Source organism: Bifidobacterium vespertilionis, from assembly GCF_008698145.1.
Taxonomy (GTDB): domain Bacteria; phylum Actinomycetota; class Actinomycetes; order Actinomycetales; family Bifidobacteriaceae; genus Bifidobacterium; species Bifidobacterium vespertilionis.
Map to the genome: position 1 here is coordinate 54,967 of NZ_RZNZ01000001.1, position 19,150 is coordinate 74,116.

Genomic DNA, 19,150 nt, shown 5'->3' on the forward strand with positions numbered 1-19,150 from the left:
GGGGGGTGTTGGATTTCGCCAGTTCCAAGGGCCTTGAGCCGATCGGATCCGATGCGATCGAATCCGAGGGCGGCGATGCGGATTCCAATGCCCCCGATGCCGCCGAATTCTCCGACGCCGCCGGCGTGCATGTTTCCGGTCCGGACGCGCGCGATCTGCTCATCGCACAGCTGAATCTGCGCATCGAGGATCTGGAGCACGAGGTGGCGCGCCTGCGTGCGCAACTGGGCGAACGTCACGACTGAAATCGCTTTCATCGATGACGATATGGCCTCCTATGATGGCATGCGTTGGAAACCGTCGGCAAAACCGCAAGCATCGCAACAAAGGAGTCCGATATGCCATCATCCCAGCCGATTCATTCCCCGCATCCCATCCCCGTCACCCGTGACGATTTCGCGGCGATCATGCTGCGCTATCTGGAACCGCTCAGGAACCATTTCAGCGAAGGCAGGGCCCGGCTGCGTCTGGGCGGCTTTTCGGCCGTCTATCCGGATGAGGTGGCCGAATTGGAATCGTGGGCGCGTCCGTTGTGGGGGCTTGGTCCCCTCTGGGCGGGCGGCGGCCATTGCGCATGGCTTGAGGACGTCTACCGCACCGGTTTGATCAACGGCACCGACCCCAACCATCCCGAATACTGGGGAGCCCCCGGGCAACACGACCAGCGGTCCGTGGAGGTTCCGGCCATCGCCTACGCGATCATGCTCGCCCCGCACGTCCTATGGGATCCGCTCACCCAGGCCCAGCGCGAGCAGGTGGCCGCGTGGCTCAATCTGGTCAACCGTCCCGAAGCCGTCTGCCCGGACAACAACTGGCTGTTCTTCCCGGTGGTCGTCAACGTGGCCCTGAAGCGGCTCGGCATGCCGTACAGCCCCGAGCTGATCCGCCGCAATCTGGAGCGCCTTGATTCGTTCTACGCCGGTGGCGGCTGGTATCACGACGGCATCCACACCAACGGCAGCTACGACTACTACAACCCGTACGCCTTCCACTTCTACGGCCCGCTGTTCGCGCTCTACGCGGCGGATGAGTATCCCGAACTCGCCGCCAAGTTCCTCGATCGGGCCAGGACGTTCGCTCCCACGTTCGTGAATCTGTTCTCCGACCGCGGCGAATCGGTCCCGTACGGCCGCTCGCTCACATACCGCTTCGCCCAGTGCGCGTTCTTCTCCTTCGCGGCCGGCCACAAGCTGGACCTGGGGCCGCAGTTCACCCCGGGCGTACTCAAGGGCATTGTGGCGCGCAACCTGGCGTTCTGGGCGGGCCTGCCCACCTGCGATAACGGCGGGGTGCTCACCGTGGGATACCATTACCCCACGCTGTTCGAATCCGAGGAGTACAACGCGCCCGGCTCGCCGCTGTGGTCCATGAAGGCGTTCGCGCTGCTGTGCCTGCCCGCGGACGATCCGTTCTGGTCCCTGCCCAACGAGCCGTTGCCCTGCGAGGACGGCGACACCGGGTTACATCGCGTCACGCCCGGAGGCGAGCTCGTGGTCCAGCGGCATGACGGCGAGGCCACGCTGTATGTGTGCGGCCATCAGCCCGCCGGGGCGAATCCGCATTATGCGTCCAAGTATGCGAAATTCTGCTATTCCACGCGCTATGGCTTCTGCATGTCCCGTTCCGAGCGCACGCTGGGAGACGCGGCGCCGGACAGCTCCCTCGCATTCGTGATTGACGATGGTGTGAACCCCCATGTGACGACGCGCGGCTTCATCGCCAAGGATGCGTTCTTGTGGGAAGGCGACACGCTGATCTGTTCATGGTCGCCGTGCCGCGGCATCGACGTGGAGACCCGCATCACGCCGTCGCCCGACGGCAGCGGCCATCGGCGCGAGCACGTGATCCACGCCGAAATCGCCTGCACGGCATACGATTGTGGTTTCGCCGTGCCGTCCGATCGTCGCGCCGGCGAGGACGACGAGGCCTGGCGCGCGAGGATCGACGGCATGTGCTCGGTGCGTGCGGCCGAGGCTCCGGACGGCGCGGAGCCGACGTTGATCCGGGTGCGCCCGAATCTCAATCTCATGGCCCCTCACGTGGTCATCCCCGCCGTGCGGGTGCCGATCAAACCGGGCGTCACCACGATCGTGACCGAGGTGAGCGAAGGGCCTATCAGCCGGTAGCTGTCATCCTGAGCGGGGTGGTCTTCCCGTCATCCTGAGCGAAGCGAAGGATCCTTAACCCTCTGCACAATTTAAGGATCCTTCGACTCCGCCTTCGGTGTCCGGCTACGCCGGACCGTCGCCGCCTTGGCGGCGGCTCCCTTCGCCTACGGGCAGCCCACCGGGCTGCCCGCTTCACGGCTCAGTGCTCAGGATGACGTTGGGTTTTATTCGTCATCCCGAGCGAGCTATGTCCCCATCCTGTCATCCTGAGCGAGCGCAGCGAGTCGAAGGATCGTTCGTCATCCTCACAAGATCACGGCACATGCGGCTAAGGTCCTTCGACTCCGCCCCGACGGGCTGCGCCCAGAATGACGAAGGGCTGCACCCAGAATGACGAAGGGCCTCCCCGCCATTTCCAGCGGGGAGGCCCCTGACGTGTCGTGCTATTGCTGGATCACTCGGTCCAGCCCACATCCTCGGTGTGGTACAGCGGGGTGCCGTAGGAACTGGTGGCGTAGCCGGCGGGACCATAGTTCGCCAAGCCCTTCTTCACCGCGATGGTGATCGGGTCTGCGGAATAGGGGACCTGCGTGTACAGCTGCTGCGCTTCCTTTTCGGCTTCGTTGAACTTCTTCAATGCCTCGGAGGTGTCCTTCGTGGTGTTGATCGACTGCATCTTCTGATCGATGTCCGCGTTGCCGATGAACGAGTAGTTCGAGTCGGAGGTGGAGCAGTAGATCTGGCAGCCGTATACGTAGTTGTACGGGCCGGAGGAACCCCAGCCCATGCCGACGAGCTGATAGTTGCCGGAGGACATGGTGGTGGAGAAGTCATTGGACGCCCTGATGTCGCCTTCGATCTTGATGCCCGCGTCCTTGCCCATCTTGATGATGGCGTTTGCGGTGGCCTTGATCACCGGTGAATCGGAGAACGTGGTGTATTTGATGGTCAGCGTTTGGCCGTCCTTGGCGTAGTAGCCGTCCGAGCCCATCGTGTAGCCGGCGGATTCAAGCGTCTTCTTGGCATTGTCCGCCGAGAATTTCGCATCGGCGGGCATGTTGTCCTCATATCCGGCCTGGAAGGTGGGAACCAGCACCGAACCGGGCAGCACGTCCGGGGTCCATTCAATGCCGGCGAATCCGATGTTCGCAAGGCTCTGACGATCGATGGCCTGCACGATCGCCTTGCGCACGTTGATGTCCGGAACGGTCTTCGCGTTGATGGTGTATGTGGTGATCGACGTGCCGTATGAGCGGCGGATCTGCACGTTGTCCATCGATTTCACGGTCTTGAACGTGTCCGCGGTGCCGGCTCCGGTCGCATCGATCTCGCCGTTCTTGAAGGCGTTGATCGCGGCTGAGGATTCCATCTGGCGGAAGATGATCTTGTCCAGCTTGGCCTTGTTGCCCCACCACTTCTCGTTGCGCACGAACACGACCTCGCTGTCCGTGGCGGATTCCACCTTGAACGGGCCGGCGCTCCACTCGGAGTGCGGGTTCTTCTGCCAGCCGCTGGTGAAGGTGTCGGCCGATGCCGATTGTGGGGGCAGCAGGACGGAGAAGACGGATTCGATGGGATAGAACGGATTCTTAAAGGTGACCTTCACCTCCTTGTCGCTCGATCCGCGCTCCACGGACTCGATGTCGCGATAGCCGTCGGTCGCGGATGGACTATATGCGGAATCCTCGCCGTTCATGGCCTTCCATGTGGACACGAAGGCGGTGTAGTCGATCGGCGTGCCGTCATTCCAAGTGGCCTTGTCGTTGAGCGTGTGCACCACGGTTTCGGGGCTGTCGCTGGTCTGCTCCACTTTGGTCAGGTAGTCGGTGTTCGGCTCGACCTTGCTGCCGTCGGAGGAGGAAATGTACAGCTGCGGCATGTAGAAGGCCCACAGATCGGCCATGTCCTGCGTGTTGCCGCTGGCCGCGTTCAGGTTCCAGTTGGGCCCGATCTCGCCGATCGGAAGCGTGAGCGTGCCGCCGTCCTTGACCTTGTCGCGGTCAGTGGGGTTGTTGTATGCCTTGCCCTGCACCGGCTTCGGGAATGTACCGGAATAGTTGGACGGCACGCCCTCGGCCGGCTCCTCGGTGATGGAGGAGCCGGTTCCGGTTGCATTGCTTGTCCCATTGCCGCCGCACGCCGCAAGTGCGACCACCGCGGCCGCCGATGCCACGAGCGCGGTGACCCTGATGACTGACGATTTGAATCCGATTTGGCTGAATCCCATGCGGGATGTTCCTTTCCCTTTATGAGGGGATTCTTCTGGACGTTCGCAAACATCCACACCCCCAATGCGGTTGCCAGCATGGGACCCTATTGTTATGAAATCGTTACGCAGGGGAGGTCGCGCCGGAAATGTCCGGCTTGTGGACATAGGACCGTGATCCTGAGCGCTGAGCCGCCCCAAAAACGGGAAAGCCCCCGGCGCAATGCCGAGGGCTTTCCCGATGTCCAGCGTTTGGATTTCGCGTGGGCGAAACTCAGATGTGGAAGTACAGCTCGTACTCGAGCGGGGTCGGGGCCAGACGGGCCTGATCGATCTCGCCGCGCTTGAGGTCCAGCCAGGTCTCGATCAGATCGTCGGTGAACACGTCGCCGGCGGTCAGGAAGTCGTGGTCCTCTTCAAGGGCGTCCATGGCTTCGCCGAGGGAGGCGGGCACCTGCTTGATGCCGGCATGCTCTTCCGGAGGCAGCTCGTAGAGGTCCTTGTCCACCGGCTCCGGGGGTTCGATGTGGTTCAGGATGCCGTCCAGACCAGCCATCAGCTGGGCGGAGAAGGCCAGGAACGGGTTGCAGGACGGATCCGGGGCGCGGAACTCGATGCGCTTCGCAGCCGGGGAGGTGCCGGCCAGCGGGATGCGGATGGCGGCGGAGCGGTTGCGGGCGGAGTACACCAGGTTGACGGGGGCCTCGAAGCCCGGGACCAGACGGTGGTAGGAGTTCAGGGACGGGTTCGTGAAGGCCAGCACGGAGGAGGAGTGCTTGATCAGGCCGCCGATGTACCAACGGGCCAGATCGGACAGGCCGGCGTAGCCCTTCTCATCGTAGAACAGCGGCTTGCCGTCCTTCCACAGGGACTGGTGGCAGTGCATGCCGGTGCCGTTGTCGCCTGCGATCGGCTTGGGCATGAAGGTCACGGCCTTGCCGGCGAGGGCGGCGGTCTCGTGGACGACGTACTTGTACTTCATCAGGTCGTCACCGGCGTGCTGCAGGGTGTTGTAGCGGTAGTTGATCTCCTGCTGGCCGGCGCCGGCCACCTCGTGGTGGGAGCGCTCGAGGATCAGGCCGACCTTCTGCAGGTTCGCGACCATGTCGTCGCGCAGGTCCTGGGAGTGGTCGATCGGCGGAACCGGGAAGTAGCCCCTCTTGACGCGGTTCTTGAAACCGATGTTCGGGGTGCCGTCCTCTTCGGTGTCGATGCCGGAGTTCCACGGGGCCTCAACGGAGTCGACCTCGTAGAAGGAGCGCTGCATGGAGTTCTCGAAGCGCACCTTGTCGAAGATGAAGAACTCGGCCTCGGGCGCGAAGGAGGCGGTGTCGGCGATGCCGGTGGACTTCAGGTAGGCCTCGGCCTTGCCGGCGACCTGACGCGGGTCGCGGGAGTAAGGCTCGTCGGTCAGCGGGTCCACGATGGAGAAGGCCACGTCGAGGGTCTTGTGCTTGCGGAACGGGTCGACGAAGGCGGTGGTCACGTCCGGGACCAGCTTCATGTCGGACTCGTTGATGGCCTGGAAGCCCTGCACGGACGAACCATCGAACGGCATGCCGTCGGTGAAGGCGTCCTTGAGGAACTCGCTGGCGGGCACGGTGAAGTGCTGCTGAACGCCGATCAGATCGGTGAAACGAACGGAGACATACTCGATGCCTTCCTTATTGATAAGGGCCTCGGCGTCTTCCTTGGACTTGAGTTCGGTCACGGGACCGCTCCTTTCATGAGAACTTACGAATGTTAAGTGTAGGTTTTGTGGTTTCGCGTTCGTGCAATTTGGGTTACGAGCATGTTACTTAACGGTTCTCCGCGATGGGATCCGATCGTGCTTGGGATACGAAAAAGCCCGGAATCATGCCGATTCCGGGCTTGTAACAATAATGTCGCAAATGTGCGCGAGGCGTTCGGACGGCGTCCGATCAGCGACCGCGCATCGCTCGACGGGAGACGCGCTGCGGGCGGGTGGGATCGATGCCCTTGGGGATGCCGTAGCCCTTGTGCTCCTGCAGGGTGCGCAGGCGGTTGTTGAGCTCGTCCAGCTCCGCCTTGGTGAGCTTGACCTTCTGGCGCATGACCTTCTTCTGCAGATCGCGCAGCTTGATCTGGGCGGGGCCGTCGCCCACGGAGAACTTGTAGATCGGGATGGCCGAGCCGCGGGTGATGCTCTTGATCTTGTTCTCCTCGCGGTCGATGGCGCGCATCACGCGGTGGTAGTCGCCCTCGCCCACCAGATACACGCCGGTGCGGCCGGAGCCGCGCCAGATCGCGTCCTTGGTGCGCGGATCAATCCAGATGGGCTCCTGCGGGAAGTAGAAACCGCCGCGCGTGATCTGGCTCAGGACCGCGCCGGTCGCGCCCGGACGACCTTCCATGCGGCGGTAGCCGACCATGTCCGCTCGGCGGGTGAGCATCCACGTGGCCGCGAGCAGGCCGCCCATGACGCCGGTAATCATCCACATGATCCAGCCGACCACGCCCACGCGGGCCACCAGGCAGATGATCGCGAACACCAGCACCGGAGCCAGGAACGAGCCGATGAGGATCCAAGGCAGGTTCTTGTCCGTCTCCGCCGTGAATGCGTAGATCTGCTTGATGCGCGCGAGCGTGCCGTTCTTCCTGCGCTCGGCCTTCTTGGCGGCCTTCTCCGCCTTCTTGTCGGTCTTCTCTGCCATACCACCAGTCCTTTAGCTATGCGGGTGAAAACACACTGGCTCAACAGTTTAGCGGCTCGTGCAGACGCCGGCCGCGGACGCCGTGCGGCGGCCTACCGGGTGTGCAGCGGACGCCCGTCGGCTTTGAGCAGGGCCTCGCCCAGCGATTCGGACACCGTGGGATGCGGGTGGATCAGACGCGCGGCCCGGCTCACAGGCACCCGGTTACCCACCAGCTGCTCGGCTTCGGCGATGATCTCCGAGACGTTCGGCCCCACCATGTGCACGCCCAGTACCAGCGGGGTGTCCGGGTGGGCCGCGTCGCAGCCGGTGACGAGCGAGAGCGATCCGTTCGCGCCGCTCATGAGCACCCGCGAGTTGGACAGCATGGGGTACTGCGTTTCGGTCACGCTCACGAAGTCGTCTCGTGCGGCCGCCTCGTCCGCCGTAAGCCCGACGCTGGCGGCCTCGGGGTGGCTGAACACCACCTGCGGGATGGTCATGTTGTCCACCGGTTCGGGGGCGGGGGAGACGCCCGCGATCGATTCGGCCACAACAATGCCCTGTTCGAACGCGCGGTGCGCCAGCTGGGGGCCCTCGGTGATGTCGCCCACGGCCCACACGCCCGGCACCGACGTGCGTCCCCACGGGTCGGTGACCACGTTGCCCCGATCGTCCAGCTTCACGCCGCGCTCGCGCAGCCACGGGGCGCCGGTGTTCGGATCGCGTCCGATCGCCACGAGCACCAGCTCCGCCTCGCGCGTCAGCTCGGCGGGATCGTCCCCTCGCGTGTAGTGCACGCGGGCACCCAGATTCGCTCCCGTGTCGATGCCGGTTACCGCCGTGCGGTCCAGCACCTGAACGCCCTGGCGCTTGAACTCGCGCGTGAGCATCACGGACGTGCGGCGGTTCCACCGGGACAGCACGCGGTCCTTGCGAATCATGAGCGTGACCTCGCAGCCGGCCGAATGCCAGATGCTCGCGAATTCCAGCGCCACCGCGCCCGAACCGATCACGATCGCCGATGCGGGGAATTCGTCCAGCGTCAGCGCCTGGTCCGAATCGATCACGGCCGCGCCGAACGGGGCCGCGGGCAGTGCGCGCGCATGGGCGCCGGTGGCCAGCACCACATCGTTCGCCTCAAGCTGCGCGACCGTTCCGTCATGCTCCGTCACGCTCACCGTGCGCTCGCTGGAGAGCACCGCATCGCCGTGGATCACCGTGACCCCGCGGTGGGCCAGCAGCCCGGTGAGCCCCTTGACCATCACATCCACGGTGGAGCGGCGGTAGTCGGCCAGCCTGCCGTAGTCGATGCCGGCCATCTCCAGATCCACGCCCAGCTCGCGCGACCGCTTGGCCAGATCCAGGGTGTGGCAGACCGTCAGCAGCGCCTTGGTGGGGATGCACCCGCGGTTGAGGCACGTGCCTCCCACGGTCGCGTCCCGCTCCACCATCGCCACCCTGCGGCCCAGCTCGGCCAGCCTGAGGGCCGTGGAATAGCCTCCCGGCCCCGCGCCGATGATGATGACGTCGTACTGATCGCTCATGGCATGCACTCCTTCCGCCGCCTGCTTGCTTTCCTGTGCATCAATGGTAAAGGCCGCCCCTGTGCGGGACGGCCTTGGGCATATGGTTTACGCGAAGGGCGTTGCGTTGCATTGCGCGTCTTCGCGGGGCGCGGATCACTTGGGCCAGTTGCCGCGCTTGGGCTGCGTAGGCTTCGGCATGCGCCAGCGACGCAGCTGCATGGCGCGGCTGCACGCGTAGGAGCAGGAGCGCATGCCCTTGGCCACCGAGCGCTCACCGTACTTGGCCACCAGCAGCGGCTTGAGCTTGCGCCACATGAACCACAGGTCGATGCCGGCCACGATCACGTAGCCGTAGAGCAGCACGAAGATGACCATGGAGGAGGTCATGGCGAAGGTGGTGTACTGGAAGGCGGAGGAGATGATCAGCGCGGCGATCATGAGCACGCCGGCCACGGGCATGAACCATTCGGCCACGTTCCAGCGGGCGTCCACATAGTCGCGGATGTAGATGCGCCACGGCAGGCGCTCGGCCTTGGGCATGTTCCTGACGTCGCCGGTCTGCATGGCCTCGTATTCGGCGTCCTGCTTGGCGCGCAGCTTCGCCTTGGCGGCCTTGTTCGCGGCCTTGCGGTCGGCCGGCACGATGGGGCGCAGATTCTCCGCCTCCGCCTGCCTGCGCTTGGGGGTGGGCCGGCCCTTGCCGCCCTCCTTCGCGGGCGTCTCGACGGGCTTCTGGGCCTCTTTCTCTTCTTCTTTACGCTTGAACGGGTTCCATGTCATACGAGCAGGTTACGGTGACGTCTAGACGCTCGGAGCGCGTAATACCGGGCATTTCGACCACATCGACCGCGGCGGGGGCGCCCCGGGCGGTCCCGGCAGGCAAAGGAGACCCATGGCTGGAAAAACGATTGACGCGACTGTGATCCGCGACCGGGTGGAAGGGGATTGGAAGCGCATCCTCGACGTGCTCGCCCGCAAGATCGCCCTGAAGGCCGTCTCGGCCGAAGGCATCACCGGCGAGCACATGAGGCGGTCCGCCGAGTTCGTGGCCGAGGAGCTCGCCAAGGTGGGCGTGGAGACGAAGGTGGTCCAGTCGAGCAACCCGGACGGCACCCCGGGCGCGTGGGAGGTCGTGGGATCGCGCACGGTGGACCCGGCCGCGCCCACCGTGCTGCTGTACGCCCATCACGACGTGCAGCCGGTGCCGGATCCGTCCGCGTGGGACACCGATCCGTGGACGGCCACCGAGATCGACGGCCGCCTCTACGGCCGCGGCAGCGCCGACGACGGCGGCGGCTTGGCCATCCATTCGGGCGCGCTCAAGGCTCTGGGCGACGATCTGAAGGTCAATGTGAAGGTGTTCATCGAGGGTGAGGAGGAGATGGGCTCGCCGAGCTTCATCCCGTTCATCGAGGCGCACCGCGACGAGTTCGACTCCGATGTGATCATCGTGGCCGATTCGGGCAACTGGGCGGACAGCATTCCGTCCCTGACCACGTCCCTGCGCGGCAACACCGGCGTGGATGTGACCGTGAAGGTGCTCGACCACCCCGTCCACTCCGGCCAGTACGGCGGCCCGATCCTGGACGCCAACACGCTCGCCGCCATGCTCATCGCCTCCATGTACGACGGGTCCGGCGATCTGGCGATCCCCGGCGTCAAGGCTGACGAGCCGATCGGCGGCCTGCAGTGCGACCTCGACGAGGCCCAGGTGCGCGCGGACGCCTCGATCGTCCCCGGATACCGCCTGGCCGGCACCGGATCGCTCGCCTCCCGCCTGTGGACCAAGCCGTCCGTCACCGTGATCGGCTTCGACGCCCAGCCGGTGGAGGGCTCCTTCAACGTGATCGACAACGAGGCCACGTTCCGCCTGTCCCTGAGGACGGCCCCCACCCAGCGCCCCGAGGAGGCCCAGAAGGCCTTGGCCGATTTCCTCGTCGCCCACGCGCCCTTTGGTGCGCAGGTCACGGTCGTGCCGTCGGACAACGGCATGGGCTGGGCCATGGACCCCGACGCGGAGGCCACCAAGGACGCTCTGGAGGCCATGGAGGAGGCGTTCGGCGTGCCCCCGATCAATCAGGGCCAGGGCGGCTCCATTCCGTTCATCCCCGAGCTGCGCCGTTTGTTCCCCAAGGCCCAGGTGCTGGTCACCGGCCCGGAGGATCCGAAGTCCAACGCGCACAGTCCCAACGAGTCGGTAGGCCTGTTCGGCCTCAAGCACAACGTGATCGCCGAGGCCCTGCTCCTCGCCAAGCTGGGCGCCGGCCGGGCCTGAGCGCTGAGCCGTATCCTGATCGCAACGAAAGGCCGGCCAACGTCATCCTGAGCGGAGCGCAGCGGAGTCGAAGGATCCTTAACATACGCACGAAGGTTAAGGATGAGGGAGAGGACTCCCCACAAACTGGGCAAATCCGGACGCCCTTCTTACAAACTGGGCAGATCCTGCGATCTGGAGGCCGATTTGGTCCTCCACATGCCCAGATCTGCCCAGTTTGCAAAACAAATGTCCCGATCTGCCCAGTTTGGCGGCGGCCTGTAGTCCGTCGGGCTACAGCGTCTCGAAGATGAGGCGAATCGCGCTGATACGCTGAAATCAGGGCGATCCCGTCGAAGAAGAAGGGTGGTTGCGATGCGCAAGGTGCTGACATGGATTGTTGTGGTGCTGTTGATCGCGGTTCCGCTGGCCGGGGCGGGTGTGTTTTCGTGGGTGCAGGCGCAGGACCCGGAAACCCTGGCGCCCAAGCCCGTCGCGGTGCTCCAGCAGCCCACCGCCATCAGCGACGACGGCGAGACGGACGCGACTATCACCGCCACGCTCAAGGCTGGCCTGACCGTGACCGCCCCGGCATGGCAGGGCGGCGTCGTCACCCGCGTGGACGTGACACCGGGGACCCCGGTCTCCACCGGCACGCCGCTGCTGGCGATCGACGGCGTCACGCGCATCGCCGCGGCCACCCCGTCGCCGTTCTACCGGGCCCTTGCGACGGGGGACAAGGGTGAGGACGTCAAAAGCCTCGAATCGGCGCTCGGCACCATGGGATTGTTCAAGGGAACCGCCAATCAGGCATACGATGAGGCTACCGCCGGCGCGGTCAAGAAACTCGAAAAGCGCATCGGCGTCCCCGGCGAGCCCACAGGCGCGTTCGACCCGTTGTGGATGGTCTGGCTTCCATCGGAGGGGCTTGAGGCGCAAACCGTCAACGCGGCCGTCAACCAGGCCGTTCCCACACAGGGATCGCCGATCTTCTCCACCGCCCCCAGTGTGGAGAACATCGCCATCGCCGGCAAGACCGGCAGCCTTGATTTCCAATCGGGCGCGTACATCCTCGGGCAATCCGGCGCGGATGTGGCCACCATCCGATCCGAATCGGACGTGAACCTCGACCTGATCGGCAAACTCAAGGCCCAGGACGAATCGGGCCCTGCCGGCGGCTCCGGCGCTCTCGCCGCAAGCCGCACCTATGCCGTGTCACTGCGTCGCGAAACCGCAGTCACCCTGCTGTCCGTGCCGTCGTCCGCCGTCATGACCGGTCGAGACGGATCCGTCACCTGCGTGTACGGCAAGAACGGACCGGAGGACACGACCTATCAGGCCAAACCGGTGACGGTGGCCGGCGGATCGCTGGGCGTCACGCACCTCGAGCCCACGGACGGACTGCGGGACTTCTACGTGCTGGCCGATCCGCTCGCCGTGATGCAGGAGACGCCATCATGCCGGTGACACTCGAATCCGTGCGCTTCCGCTATGATCCGCACGGTCCCGACATCCTCTCCGGCGTGGACCTCACCATCCCCGACGGGCAGATGATCGCGCTCGTGGGCCCCTCCGGATCCGGCAAGACCACGCTGCTGCAGCTCATCGGAGGCATTCTCAAGCCGACCGCCGGCACAATCCGCAACACCACCGCGCCCGGGGACATGCGATGGGTGTTCCAGACCCCCACCCTGCTCGCCCGGCAGAGCGTGCGGCACAACATCGACATCGCGGTCGTCTCCTGCCCGTGGAGTCGGAGCGAGCGCGCCGACCGTGTGGAGGAGATGATCCGGGACGTGCGACTGGAGGACTTCGCGGACATGCCCGTCAACCGGCTTTCCGGCGGCCAGCAGCAGCGTGTGCAGATCGCCCGCGCGCTCGCCTCCAAGCCGCCGCTCGTCCTGGCCGACGAACCCACCGGGCAGCTCGACCACACCACCACCGGCGTGGTCATGGACGCGATCCGAGCCGCCCGAGACCGTGGCACCACCGTGGTGATCGTCACGCATGACATGTATGTGGCCGGTCTGTGCGAGCGCGTCGTGACGCTGGAGGACGGCGGCGTGTCCGGCGATCGCATGACCGGGGGAATGACCCGGGATGTAACCGGGAATATGGCCGGGGAGCAAACGGACGGAGCTGATCATGGCCAGGCGTAATGGCAGCGGAACCTCGCGGCGCACGACAACGCAATCCCAATGGCCGCTGGGCGCGGTATGGCGTCAGGTACGGCGCACGCTGCTGGGCCAGCCGGGCATGGCGCTGCTGCTCGTGCTCGTCACCGCGCTGGTCGGCGGCGGACTCGGGCTCGCCGAGGCGAACATGCGGCAGAGTGCATTCGACTACCAGTCGCGCCTCACGGCATCCGGCCAATACGTGCTCAAGGCATCCGCGCGCACCGAAACCGGCGAGGGGCTGCTGTCCGCGGCCGCATGCGCCGGACTCAACTGGGTGCCCGGCGTCAAAACCGCCACAGGGTTCGCCAGCGGCGAAACGACGTACCTGTCCGCGACCATCGCGAAGGCGCCCGGCGAGTACATGAGCGTGCAGCACGTGGTCGGCGACTTCGCGCCCATGCTGGACCCGTCCTCCGCCTCCCGGTTCGACGACGGCGTCTACATCGACGCCGCGCTGGCCGGGCGAATCGGCATCGCCGAAGGCATGCGGATAGGACTCACGACCAGCGGCGCAGGCGGGGAGGCCAGCACGCGGACGGTCACCGCCCATCTGCTGGACATGTCCGCGCGCAAATTCAACGAGAGTCAGGTGCTGTACGCGGCGGGGCCGACCACGGGCACGGTGGGCGAATGCCTGGTGGAGTTCGAGCCGGGCGCCTACTCGGACGACTCCCGGAAGATGGTCGCCGCGGCGCTGGACGACGGTCGCACGATCGTATCCATCACGCCGTTCCTCGCCGAGGACACCAACGCCGTGCCGCCGCTCGAACAGTACCGCGGCCGCATCTCGCGATGGTTCTGGCTGGCGTCCGGGCTGGTGTGCTTCCTCGCGCTGTTCATGCCGTTGGTCTTCCGGCGCCACGAATTCGCGCTCTACCGCAGCGTGGGGGCCGGGGCCAACCCCACCGCGCTCATCCATGCGATTTCGGGCGCGCTGATCCTGCTGGTTGGGCATGTGGCCGGATTCCTGTGGATGATCCTGATCTTCGCCTGGACGCACCGGTCCCTTCCGGACATGATCGGCACGCTGGCCATGACCGCGGGGGCATCGTTCTGCGTGGCGCTTTTTCTGACCACGATCGGGTGCATGGCGCTCGCGCGCGGGAACATGGCCTCGTTCATCCAGAAGCGGCTGTAGTCGCGCTGGTATCCTTCCCGCGTCGTCCTGAGCGCAGCCCTTTAGGGCGGAGTCGAAGGATCCTTAATACGTGCAGAGAGTTAAGGATCCTTCGCTTTGCTCAGGATGACGGTGGAAGTACTCTTCATCATCCTGAGCGGAGCCGAAGGCTGGCCACGTCATCCTGAGCGCAGCCCTTTAGGGCGGAGTCGAAGGATCCTTCGTCATTGTGCACTGGTTGCTTTGCGCGAAAGGTTAAGGATCCTTCGCTTCGCTCAGGATGACGGTTTTCTTCCCCGAATTGCCCGTCAACCCTTTGACGATCGCGCGATGCATGCTATGGTGTCCGATGACACGGGAGCTGCGAGCCACCGCCGAATGGCGGTCGCCGCGGCTGAGAGGAGGCACAGCGCCTCGACCGATTGAACGTCGCCGGGCAATGCCGGGGACGGACGTTGCTCTCCCCGTGCCTTGAAGAAGATAGAAAGGCACTCTATATGTCCACTGCAACCACCAACGCCCAGCCGAACCTCAAGTGGCGCGTCGTCGACATCGCCGTCGCATCCGTGATCGGCGTGGCCAGCGCATTCATCTACTGGCTCGTCGCCATCCTCACCTACGGCCCCTGGGAGGCCATGGATCTGCTCGTCCCCGGCCTGCCCGGCCTTTTCAACGGCCTGTGGCTGTTCGCCGGTCCGCTGGCCGCGATCATCGTGCGCAAGCCCGGCGCGGCCATCTACGCCGAGGTCATCGCCGGCGTGCTCGAGGCCCTCATGGGCAACATGTGGGGCGGCGCGGCCACCTTCCTCATCGCCCTCGTGCAGGGCGTGCTCGCCGAGGTCGCGTTCCTCGCCTTCGCGTACCGCAAATGGAACCTGCCCGTCACCATCCTCTCCGGCGCGCTGGCCGGCGTGGGCTGCTGGGGCTACTCCTTCTTCACCAACCTGCAGGCCATCGATCTGGGCGGCTCCTATGGTGTGATGTACCTCGCAACCACCGTGATCTCCGGCATCGTGTTCGCCGGCGTGCTCATGTGGTACCTGTATGTGGCGATCGCCAAGACCGGCGCGCTGGACAAGTTCGCGTCCGGCCGCGAAGTGCGCAACGCCTGACATTCGATTGATCCGGCCCCCTGACAACAGGGGGCCTTTATGCTGTTTCGGGGCGCCGATCGGGATCGCCGCCCGCACCGCCTCAGAAGGGACCGACCATGGAAGACAACGCCTCGCTCACGTTCGAGGGATGGGGATACCGCCACGCCTCGCGCAAGCACTTCGCCGTGCGCGATCTGACGCTCGAGATCAAACCGGGGCAGCGCGTGCTGCTGCTCGGCGCCTCGGGCATCGGCAAATCGACCATTCTCGAGGGCGCGGCCGGTCTGCTGGGCTCCGACGATGCGAATGACGGGGCGAGCGGCGCGGGCACCGGCTCCGAGGATTCCGACGGCGGCGTGACCGAAGGCCGCATCCTTGTGGATGGCGTGCCCGTGCGCAAGGCGCGCGGTCGCGTGGGACTGGTCCTGCAGGATCCGGACGCTCAGGCCGTGTTCCAGCGACTCGGAGACAACGTGGCCTTCGGACCGGAGAACCTCAACGTGCCGCGCGAGGAGATCTGGCGGCGTGTGCGCGAATCGCTGGACGCGGTGGGCATGAAGGGCGTTCAACTGCATCGCTCCACCATGCACGTCTCCGGCGGCCAGCAGCAGCGCATCGCCCTGGCCGGAGCCCTCGCCATGCGCCCCGGCGTGCTGCTGCTCGACGAGCCCACGGCCAATCTGGATCCCGACGGCGTGGATCAGATCGTGGATGCGGTGGGGCAGGTCCTCGCGTCCCACCACTCCACCATGGTGCTGGTGGAGCATCGCGCCGGCCCGTGGATCGACCTGATCGACCGCGTAGTGGTGCTTGGCTTGCAAAGCAGCGAGCAGACCGCCGCACGCGTCAACGGCACCGGGCGCGAAGGCGACATCGATCGCTCCGGATTCCGCAGGACCGTGGTGGTGGCCGACGGCACGCCGGATCAGATCTTCCGCGACCCGTCCATAGACTTCGCGGCGCTGGGCATCTGGGTGCCGGAGCGATATCGCCGGCCCGAGGACGAGATCCGGCGCATCCACACGCCCGGCGAGCCGGACACCGACCCCGCGCTGGGCACCGGCGAGACGCTGCTGAGCTGCCGGGACCTGGCCATCGGACGCGGTGGCAAGGCGATCGCCGAACATATCAACCTCGATTTCTCCGCCGGCCAGATCACCGCGCTCGTGGGCGCGAACGGCGCCGGCAAGTCCACGCTGTCGCTCACCCTCGCGGGTTTGCTCGAACCAGTGGCAGGTGCCGTCGAGGCCTCCCCGGCGCTGGCCGCGGGCGCCCAGGGCGGCTCGCCGTTCGCGTGGAAATCCACCGAACTCGCCTCCCGCATCTCCTACGTGTTCCAAAATCCCGAGCACCAGTTCGCCAAGGGCAGCGTGCTCGAGGAGGTCATGGTGGCCCCGCTGCGCTGCGGCATGAGCCCGCAGAAGGCGGAATCGCGCGCCCGCGAGCTGCTCAAACGATTCTCGCTGAGCCAGTACGCGAACGCCAACCCGTACACCCTCTCCGGCGGCGAGAAGCGCCGTCTCACCGTGGCGTCCGCATTGGCCGCCGCCCCGCGCGTGCTGCTGCTCGACGAGCCCACGTTCGGCCAGGACAGGCGCACGTGGATGCAGATCGTCACGCTCATCAACACGCTTCGCGCCGACGGCGTGAGCATCATCGTGGTCACGCACGACCGCGAGCTCGTCACGGCTCTGGGCGCGCGGCTGGTGGAGCTCGTGCCCGAGCGGGCGCGGGGGGAGTGGCAGGGCGGTGGCGATGAGGATCCCGCGTCTGTTTCGGGTGCCTCGTCCGCCGCATCCGATTCGTCAGTCGCGGCTACTTCACCTGCCGCGGCTGTCCCGCCCGCCGCGGCTGTCTCACCCACCATCCCCGCGAGCGTGGTCCGCGTCAGCGAAGTCAACGCCCGCACCGAACCGCCCAAGGCGTCTAGCCGATCGCCCCTGCTCGCCTCGCTCAATCCGGTCCATCGTCTGATCGGCGCATTCGTGATCTCCATCCCGCTGCTGTTCAGCCTCGACTGGGTGTCCGCCACCGTGGCCGTGGCCATCGAGGCCGTGCTGCTCATGGGCATCGGGTTCACGCCATGGCGGATCGTCAGATCGACCTGGCCCATCTGGGTGGGCGCGCCCACCAGCGCGCTGGCCGTGCTCCTGTACGGCAAGTCCGGCGGCGACACATGGTGGCAGTGGGGGCTCATGCACGTCACCGACCGGTCCGCCGAACTCGCCGTGGCCACGGCCGTGCGCATCGTGGCGATCGGCGTGCCGGCCATCATCACCGTGCTCGGCATCGACGCGACCGACCTCGCCGACGCCTTCAGCCAGATCCTCCATCTGCCCGATCGGTTCGTCTACGGCGGACTGGCCGGACTGCGCCTGTTCTCCGTGTTGCAGGACGACTGGGCCGCCCTCACCGCCTCCCGCCGGTCGCGCGGACTGGGCGACGAGAACAAGTTCAAGGCGTTCGGTCCCCAGGCCTTCGCGCTGCTCGTGCTCTCCGTGCGCCGATCGACCACCCTCGCCACCGCCATGGAGGCCCGCGGCTTCGGCGGGACCGGCCCGCGCAGCCACGCCCGCGTGAGCGAGGTCCACGCGAGGGACAAGGCGTTCATCGCGCTCTGCCTGGCCATCCCGACGGTCGCGCTGATCGCCGCCGGGTTCGCCGGCACCTTCTCGTTCATGGGCGGCGCCTGACCGCGTACTCTGTGCAGCGCGGAACGTTTGGTACGTTTTGAGCCCGATTTTTCAGGCCAAAACGGACCAAACGTTCCGCGCTGTGCTTTGCGCGCGTGCGTGGTGTGCGTATGTGTTGATTGTGTGGAGGCACATTCGGCACGAACGATGTGGACAAGCGCGCATTGTGGATAACCGGAGCGCGACACGCCCGAAACCATGGGCAAGTGGGGTACGTTCGACCACAATGCCCGTTCGGACTTTTCAAAGTCGATCCGCGCCGCATAGCGTGGCCGCATGAAGAGCAATGACGAACGATTGGCCGAGGCATTGGAGAACGCCGAGCGCAATGGCAGATGCCTGAGATCCCGTAATGCGCGCAGCCGCAGGATCCTCAGACGCCGGGTCGCGCAGGGCACATTGGTCGCCGTGCGCGATGATCTGTTCGCCCGCAAGGAGTATTGGGACGCCCTCGTTTTCGGCGAACGGATCATGCACATCCTGCGCTCGGTTGCGGCGGCGCATCCCGATTGGGTGCTGGGGCAGATCAGCGCCGCGGCCGTATGGGGGCTGAACGAGACGTATCGGATGCATGATGCGGTGCACATCGCCACCGATCGGCGCACCCATCGCCGCAACAGCCGTTATTTCGTGTTCCATGAATTGCCGGAATTCGAGACGGCGATCGTCAAAGGCATCCGCGTCACCGGTCTGCTGCAGACGGTGTTCGATTGCGCGCGCATGCTGCCGTTCCCGCAGGCGCTCGCGATCTGCGATGCGGCGATGCGATTGCATGGGCTCAGGCGCGACGAGCTGGAGGCGTTCATCGGCCGGCGCGCGGGATCGAAGGGCATCGCGGCGGCCAGATTGGTGGCGGCCCATGCAGACGGCCGAAGCGAGAACGGCGGGGAATCCATCGTGCGGGCCCGGCTGATCCAATGGGGTTATGCGGTTCCGCTGCTGCAGCAATGGATCACGGATCCGGTGACGGGTCGGAGGTACCGGGTGGATTTCCTCTGGATACTGCCGAACGGCGAGATGATCGTTCTGGAACTTGACGGTCGCGAAAAGTACATGAATTCGGCCATGCTCGGCGATGGTGATGTGGTGGATGCGTTGTTGGCCGAGAAGGAACGCGAAAGCAATATGAGACTGCGCGGCAACATCAGATTCGTGCGGGCGTCGTTCATGGAGTTCGAACATGACCAGCTGCTGGTCAGGCGCAAGCTCGATCTCGCCGGCGTCCCCCTTGCATAGCAGCCATCGTCTGTGCAGCGCGGAACGTTTGGTACGTTTTGAGCCCGATTTTTCAGGCCAAAACGGACCAAACGTTCCGCGC

The 19,150-nt window shown here is 65.6% G+C and carries 14 protein-coding genes; 9 read left to right on the forward strand and 5 right to left on the reverse strand.

Annotated features, from left to right (window positions below):
* Positions 1–8 precede the first annotated feature (8 nt).
* Together EMO90_RS00200 and EMO90_RS00205 are read left to right on the forward strand one after the other, a co-directional pair.
* On the forward strand, positions 9–245 hold the full coding sequence (locus EMO90_RS00200) for a hypothetical protein (RefSeq protein WP_190973674.1): 237 nt from the start codon (positions 9–11) through the stop codon (positions 243–245).
* Positions 246–338: 93 nt separating this feature from the next.
* Complete coding sequence (locus EMO90_RS00205) at positions 339–2,126, forward strand: DUF2264 domain-containing protein (protein ID WP_150353212.1); 1,788 nt, start codon at positions 339–341, stop codon at positions 2,124–2,126.
* 436 nt (positions 2,127–2,562) lie between these two features.
* Here EMO90_RS00205 and EMO90_RS00210 read toward each other — a convergent pair whose 3' ends face one another.
* The 5 genes from EMO90_RS00210 to EMO90_RS00230 all read right to left on the reverse strand — a co-directional run bounded on the left by EMO90_RS00210 (position 2,563) and on the right by EMO90_RS00230 (position 9,277).
* On the reverse strand, positions 2,563–4,335 hold the full coding sequence (locus EMO90_RS00210) for an ABC transporter family substrate-binding protein (RefSeq protein WP_223849657.1): 1,773 nt from the start codon (positions 4,333–4,335) through the stop codon (positions 2,563–2,565).
* 253 nt (positions 4,336–4,588) lie between these two features.
* Positions 4,589–6,025 (reverse strand): type I glutamate--ammonia ligase, encoded by a 1,437-nt coding sequence (gene glnA / locus EMO90_RS00215; RefSeq protein ID WP_150353211.1) that lies wholly within the window; start codon positions 6,023–6,025, stop codon positions 4,589–4,591.
* 211 nt (positions 6,026–6,236) lie between these two features.
* Entirely contained in the window at positions 6,237–6,989 is a 753-nt protein-coding gene (locus EMO90_RS00220; protein WP_150353210.1) for a DUF4191 domain-containing protein, read from the reverse strand.
* A 92-nt stretch (positions 6,990–7,081) separates the two neighbouring features.
* On the reverse strand, positions 7,082–8,515 hold the full coding sequence (gene lpdA, locus EMO90_RS00225; protein WP_150353209.1) for a dihydrolipoyl dehydrogenase: 1,434 nt from the start codon (positions 8,513–8,515) through the stop codon (positions 7,082–7,084).
* 135 nt (positions 8,516–8,650) lie between these two features.
* Positions 8,651–9,277 carry a DUF3043 domain-containing protein gene (locus tag EMO90_RS00230; protein WP_150353208.1) on the reverse strand — a complete coding sequence of 209 codons (627 nt, stop codon included), beginning with the start codon at positions 9,275–9,277 and terminating at the stop codon, positions 8,651–8,653.
* Positions 9,278–9,389: 112 nt separating this feature from the next.
* Here EMO90_RS00230 and EMO90_RS00235 point away from each other — a divergent pair, with 112 nt between their 5' ends.
* The 7 genes from EMO90_RS00235 to EMO90_RS00265 all read left to right on the forward strand — a co-directional run bounded on the left by EMO90_RS00235 (position 9,390) and on the right by EMO90_RS00265 (position 19,068).
* On the forward strand, positions 9,390–10,772 hold the full coding sequence (locus tag EMO90_RS00235; protein ID WP_150353207.1) for a dipeptidase: 1,383 nt from the start codon (positions 9,390–9,392) through the stop codon (positions 10,770–10,772).
* 354 nt (positions 10,773–11,126) lie between these two features.
* Positions 11,127–12,218 carry a peptidoglycan-binding domain-containing protein gene (locus EMO90_RS00240; RefSeq protein ID WP_150353206.1) on the forward strand — a complete coding sequence of 364 codons (1,092 nt, stop codon included), beginning with the start codon at positions 11,127–11,129 and terminating at the stop codon, positions 12,216–12,218.
* A complete protein-coding gene (locus tag EMO90_RS00245) occupies positions 12,209–12,910 on the forward strand; it encodes an ABC transporter ATP-binding protein (RefSeq protein ID WP_150353205.1) in 702 nt (233 codons plus the stop codon). The genes EMO90_RS00240 and EMO90_RS00245 overlap by 10 nt, the downstream gene beginning before the upstream one ends.
* Entirely contained in the window at positions 12,897–14,066 is a 1,170-nt protein-coding gene (locus tag EMO90_RS00250) for a hypothetical protein (RefSeq protein WP_150353204.1), read from the forward strand. Before EMO90_RS00245 ends, EMO90_RS00250 begins: the two co-directional genes overlap by 14 nt.
* A 476-nt stretch (positions 14,067–14,542) precedes the next feature.
* Positions 14,543–15,157, forward strand: coding sequence for an ECF transporter S component (locus EMO90_RS00255; protein WP_150353203.1), 615 nt, complete (start codon positions 14,543–14,545; stop codon positions 15,155–15,157).
* A gap of 98 nt (positions 15,158–15,255) precedes the next feature.
* Positions 15,256–17,832 carry an ATP-binding cassette domain-containing protein gene (locus EMO90_RS00260; RefSeq protein ID WP_150353202.1) on the forward strand — a complete coding sequence of 859 codons (2,577 nt, stop codon included), beginning with the start codon at positions 15,256–15,258 and terminating at the stop codon, positions 17,830–17,832.
* Positions 17,833–18,108: 276 nt separating this feature from the next.
* Complete coding sequence (locus tag EMO90_RS00265) at positions 18,109–19,068, forward strand: hypothetical protein (RefSeq protein ID WP_150353201.1); 960 nt, start codon at positions 18,109–18,111, stop codon at positions 19,066–19,068.
* Positions 19,069–19,150 lie beyond the last annotated feature (82 nt).

Coding starts and splice junctions, on each gene's coding strand:
- EMO90_RS00205 (WP_150353212.1), top strand. CDS start 339: ATGCCATCATCCCAGCCGATTCATTCCCCGCATCCCATCCCCGTCACC.
- EMO90_RS00210 (WP_223849657.1), bottom strand. CDS start 4,335: ATGGGATTCAGCCAAATCGGATTCAAATCGTCAGTCATCAGGGTCACC.
- EMO90_RS00220 (WP_150353210.1), bottom strand. CDS start 6,989: ATGGCAGAGAAGACCGACAAGAAGGCGGAGAAGGCCGCCAAGAAGGCC.
- lpdA (WP_150353209.1), bottom strand. CDS start 8,515: ATGAGCGATCAGTACGACGTCATCATCATCGGCGCGGGGCCGGGAGGC.
- EMO90_RS00230 (WP_150353208.1), bottom strand. CDS start 9,277: ATGACATGGAACCCGTTCAAGCGTAAAGAAGAAGAGAAAGAGGCCCAG.
- EMO90_RS00235 (WP_150353207.1), top strand. CDS start 9,390: ATGGCTGGAAAAACGATTGACGCGACTGTGATCCGCGACCGGGTGGAA.
- EMO90_RS00240 (WP_150353206.1), top strand. CDS start 11,127: ATGCGCAAGGTGCTGACATGGATTGTTGTGGTGCTGTTGATCGCGGTT.
- EMO90_RS00245 (WP_150353205.1), top strand. CDS start 12,209: ATGCCGGTGACACTCGAATCCGTGCGCTTCCGCTATGATCCGCACGGT.
- EMO90_RS00250 (WP_150353204.1), top strand. CDS start 12,897: ATGGCCAGGCGTAATGGCAGCGGAACCTCGCGGCGCACGACAACGCAA.
- EMO90_RS00255 (WP_150353203.1), top strand. CDS start 14,543: ATGTCCACTGCAACCACCAACGCCCAGCCGAACCTCAAGTGGCGCGTC.
- EMO90_RS00260 (WP_150353202.1), top strand. CDS start 15,256: ATGGAAGACAACGCCTCGCTCACGTTCGAGGGATGGGGATACCGCCAC.
- EMO90_RS00265 (WP_150353201.1), top strand. CDS start 18,109: ATGAAGAGCAATGACGAACGATTGGCCGAGGCATTGGAGAACGCCGAG.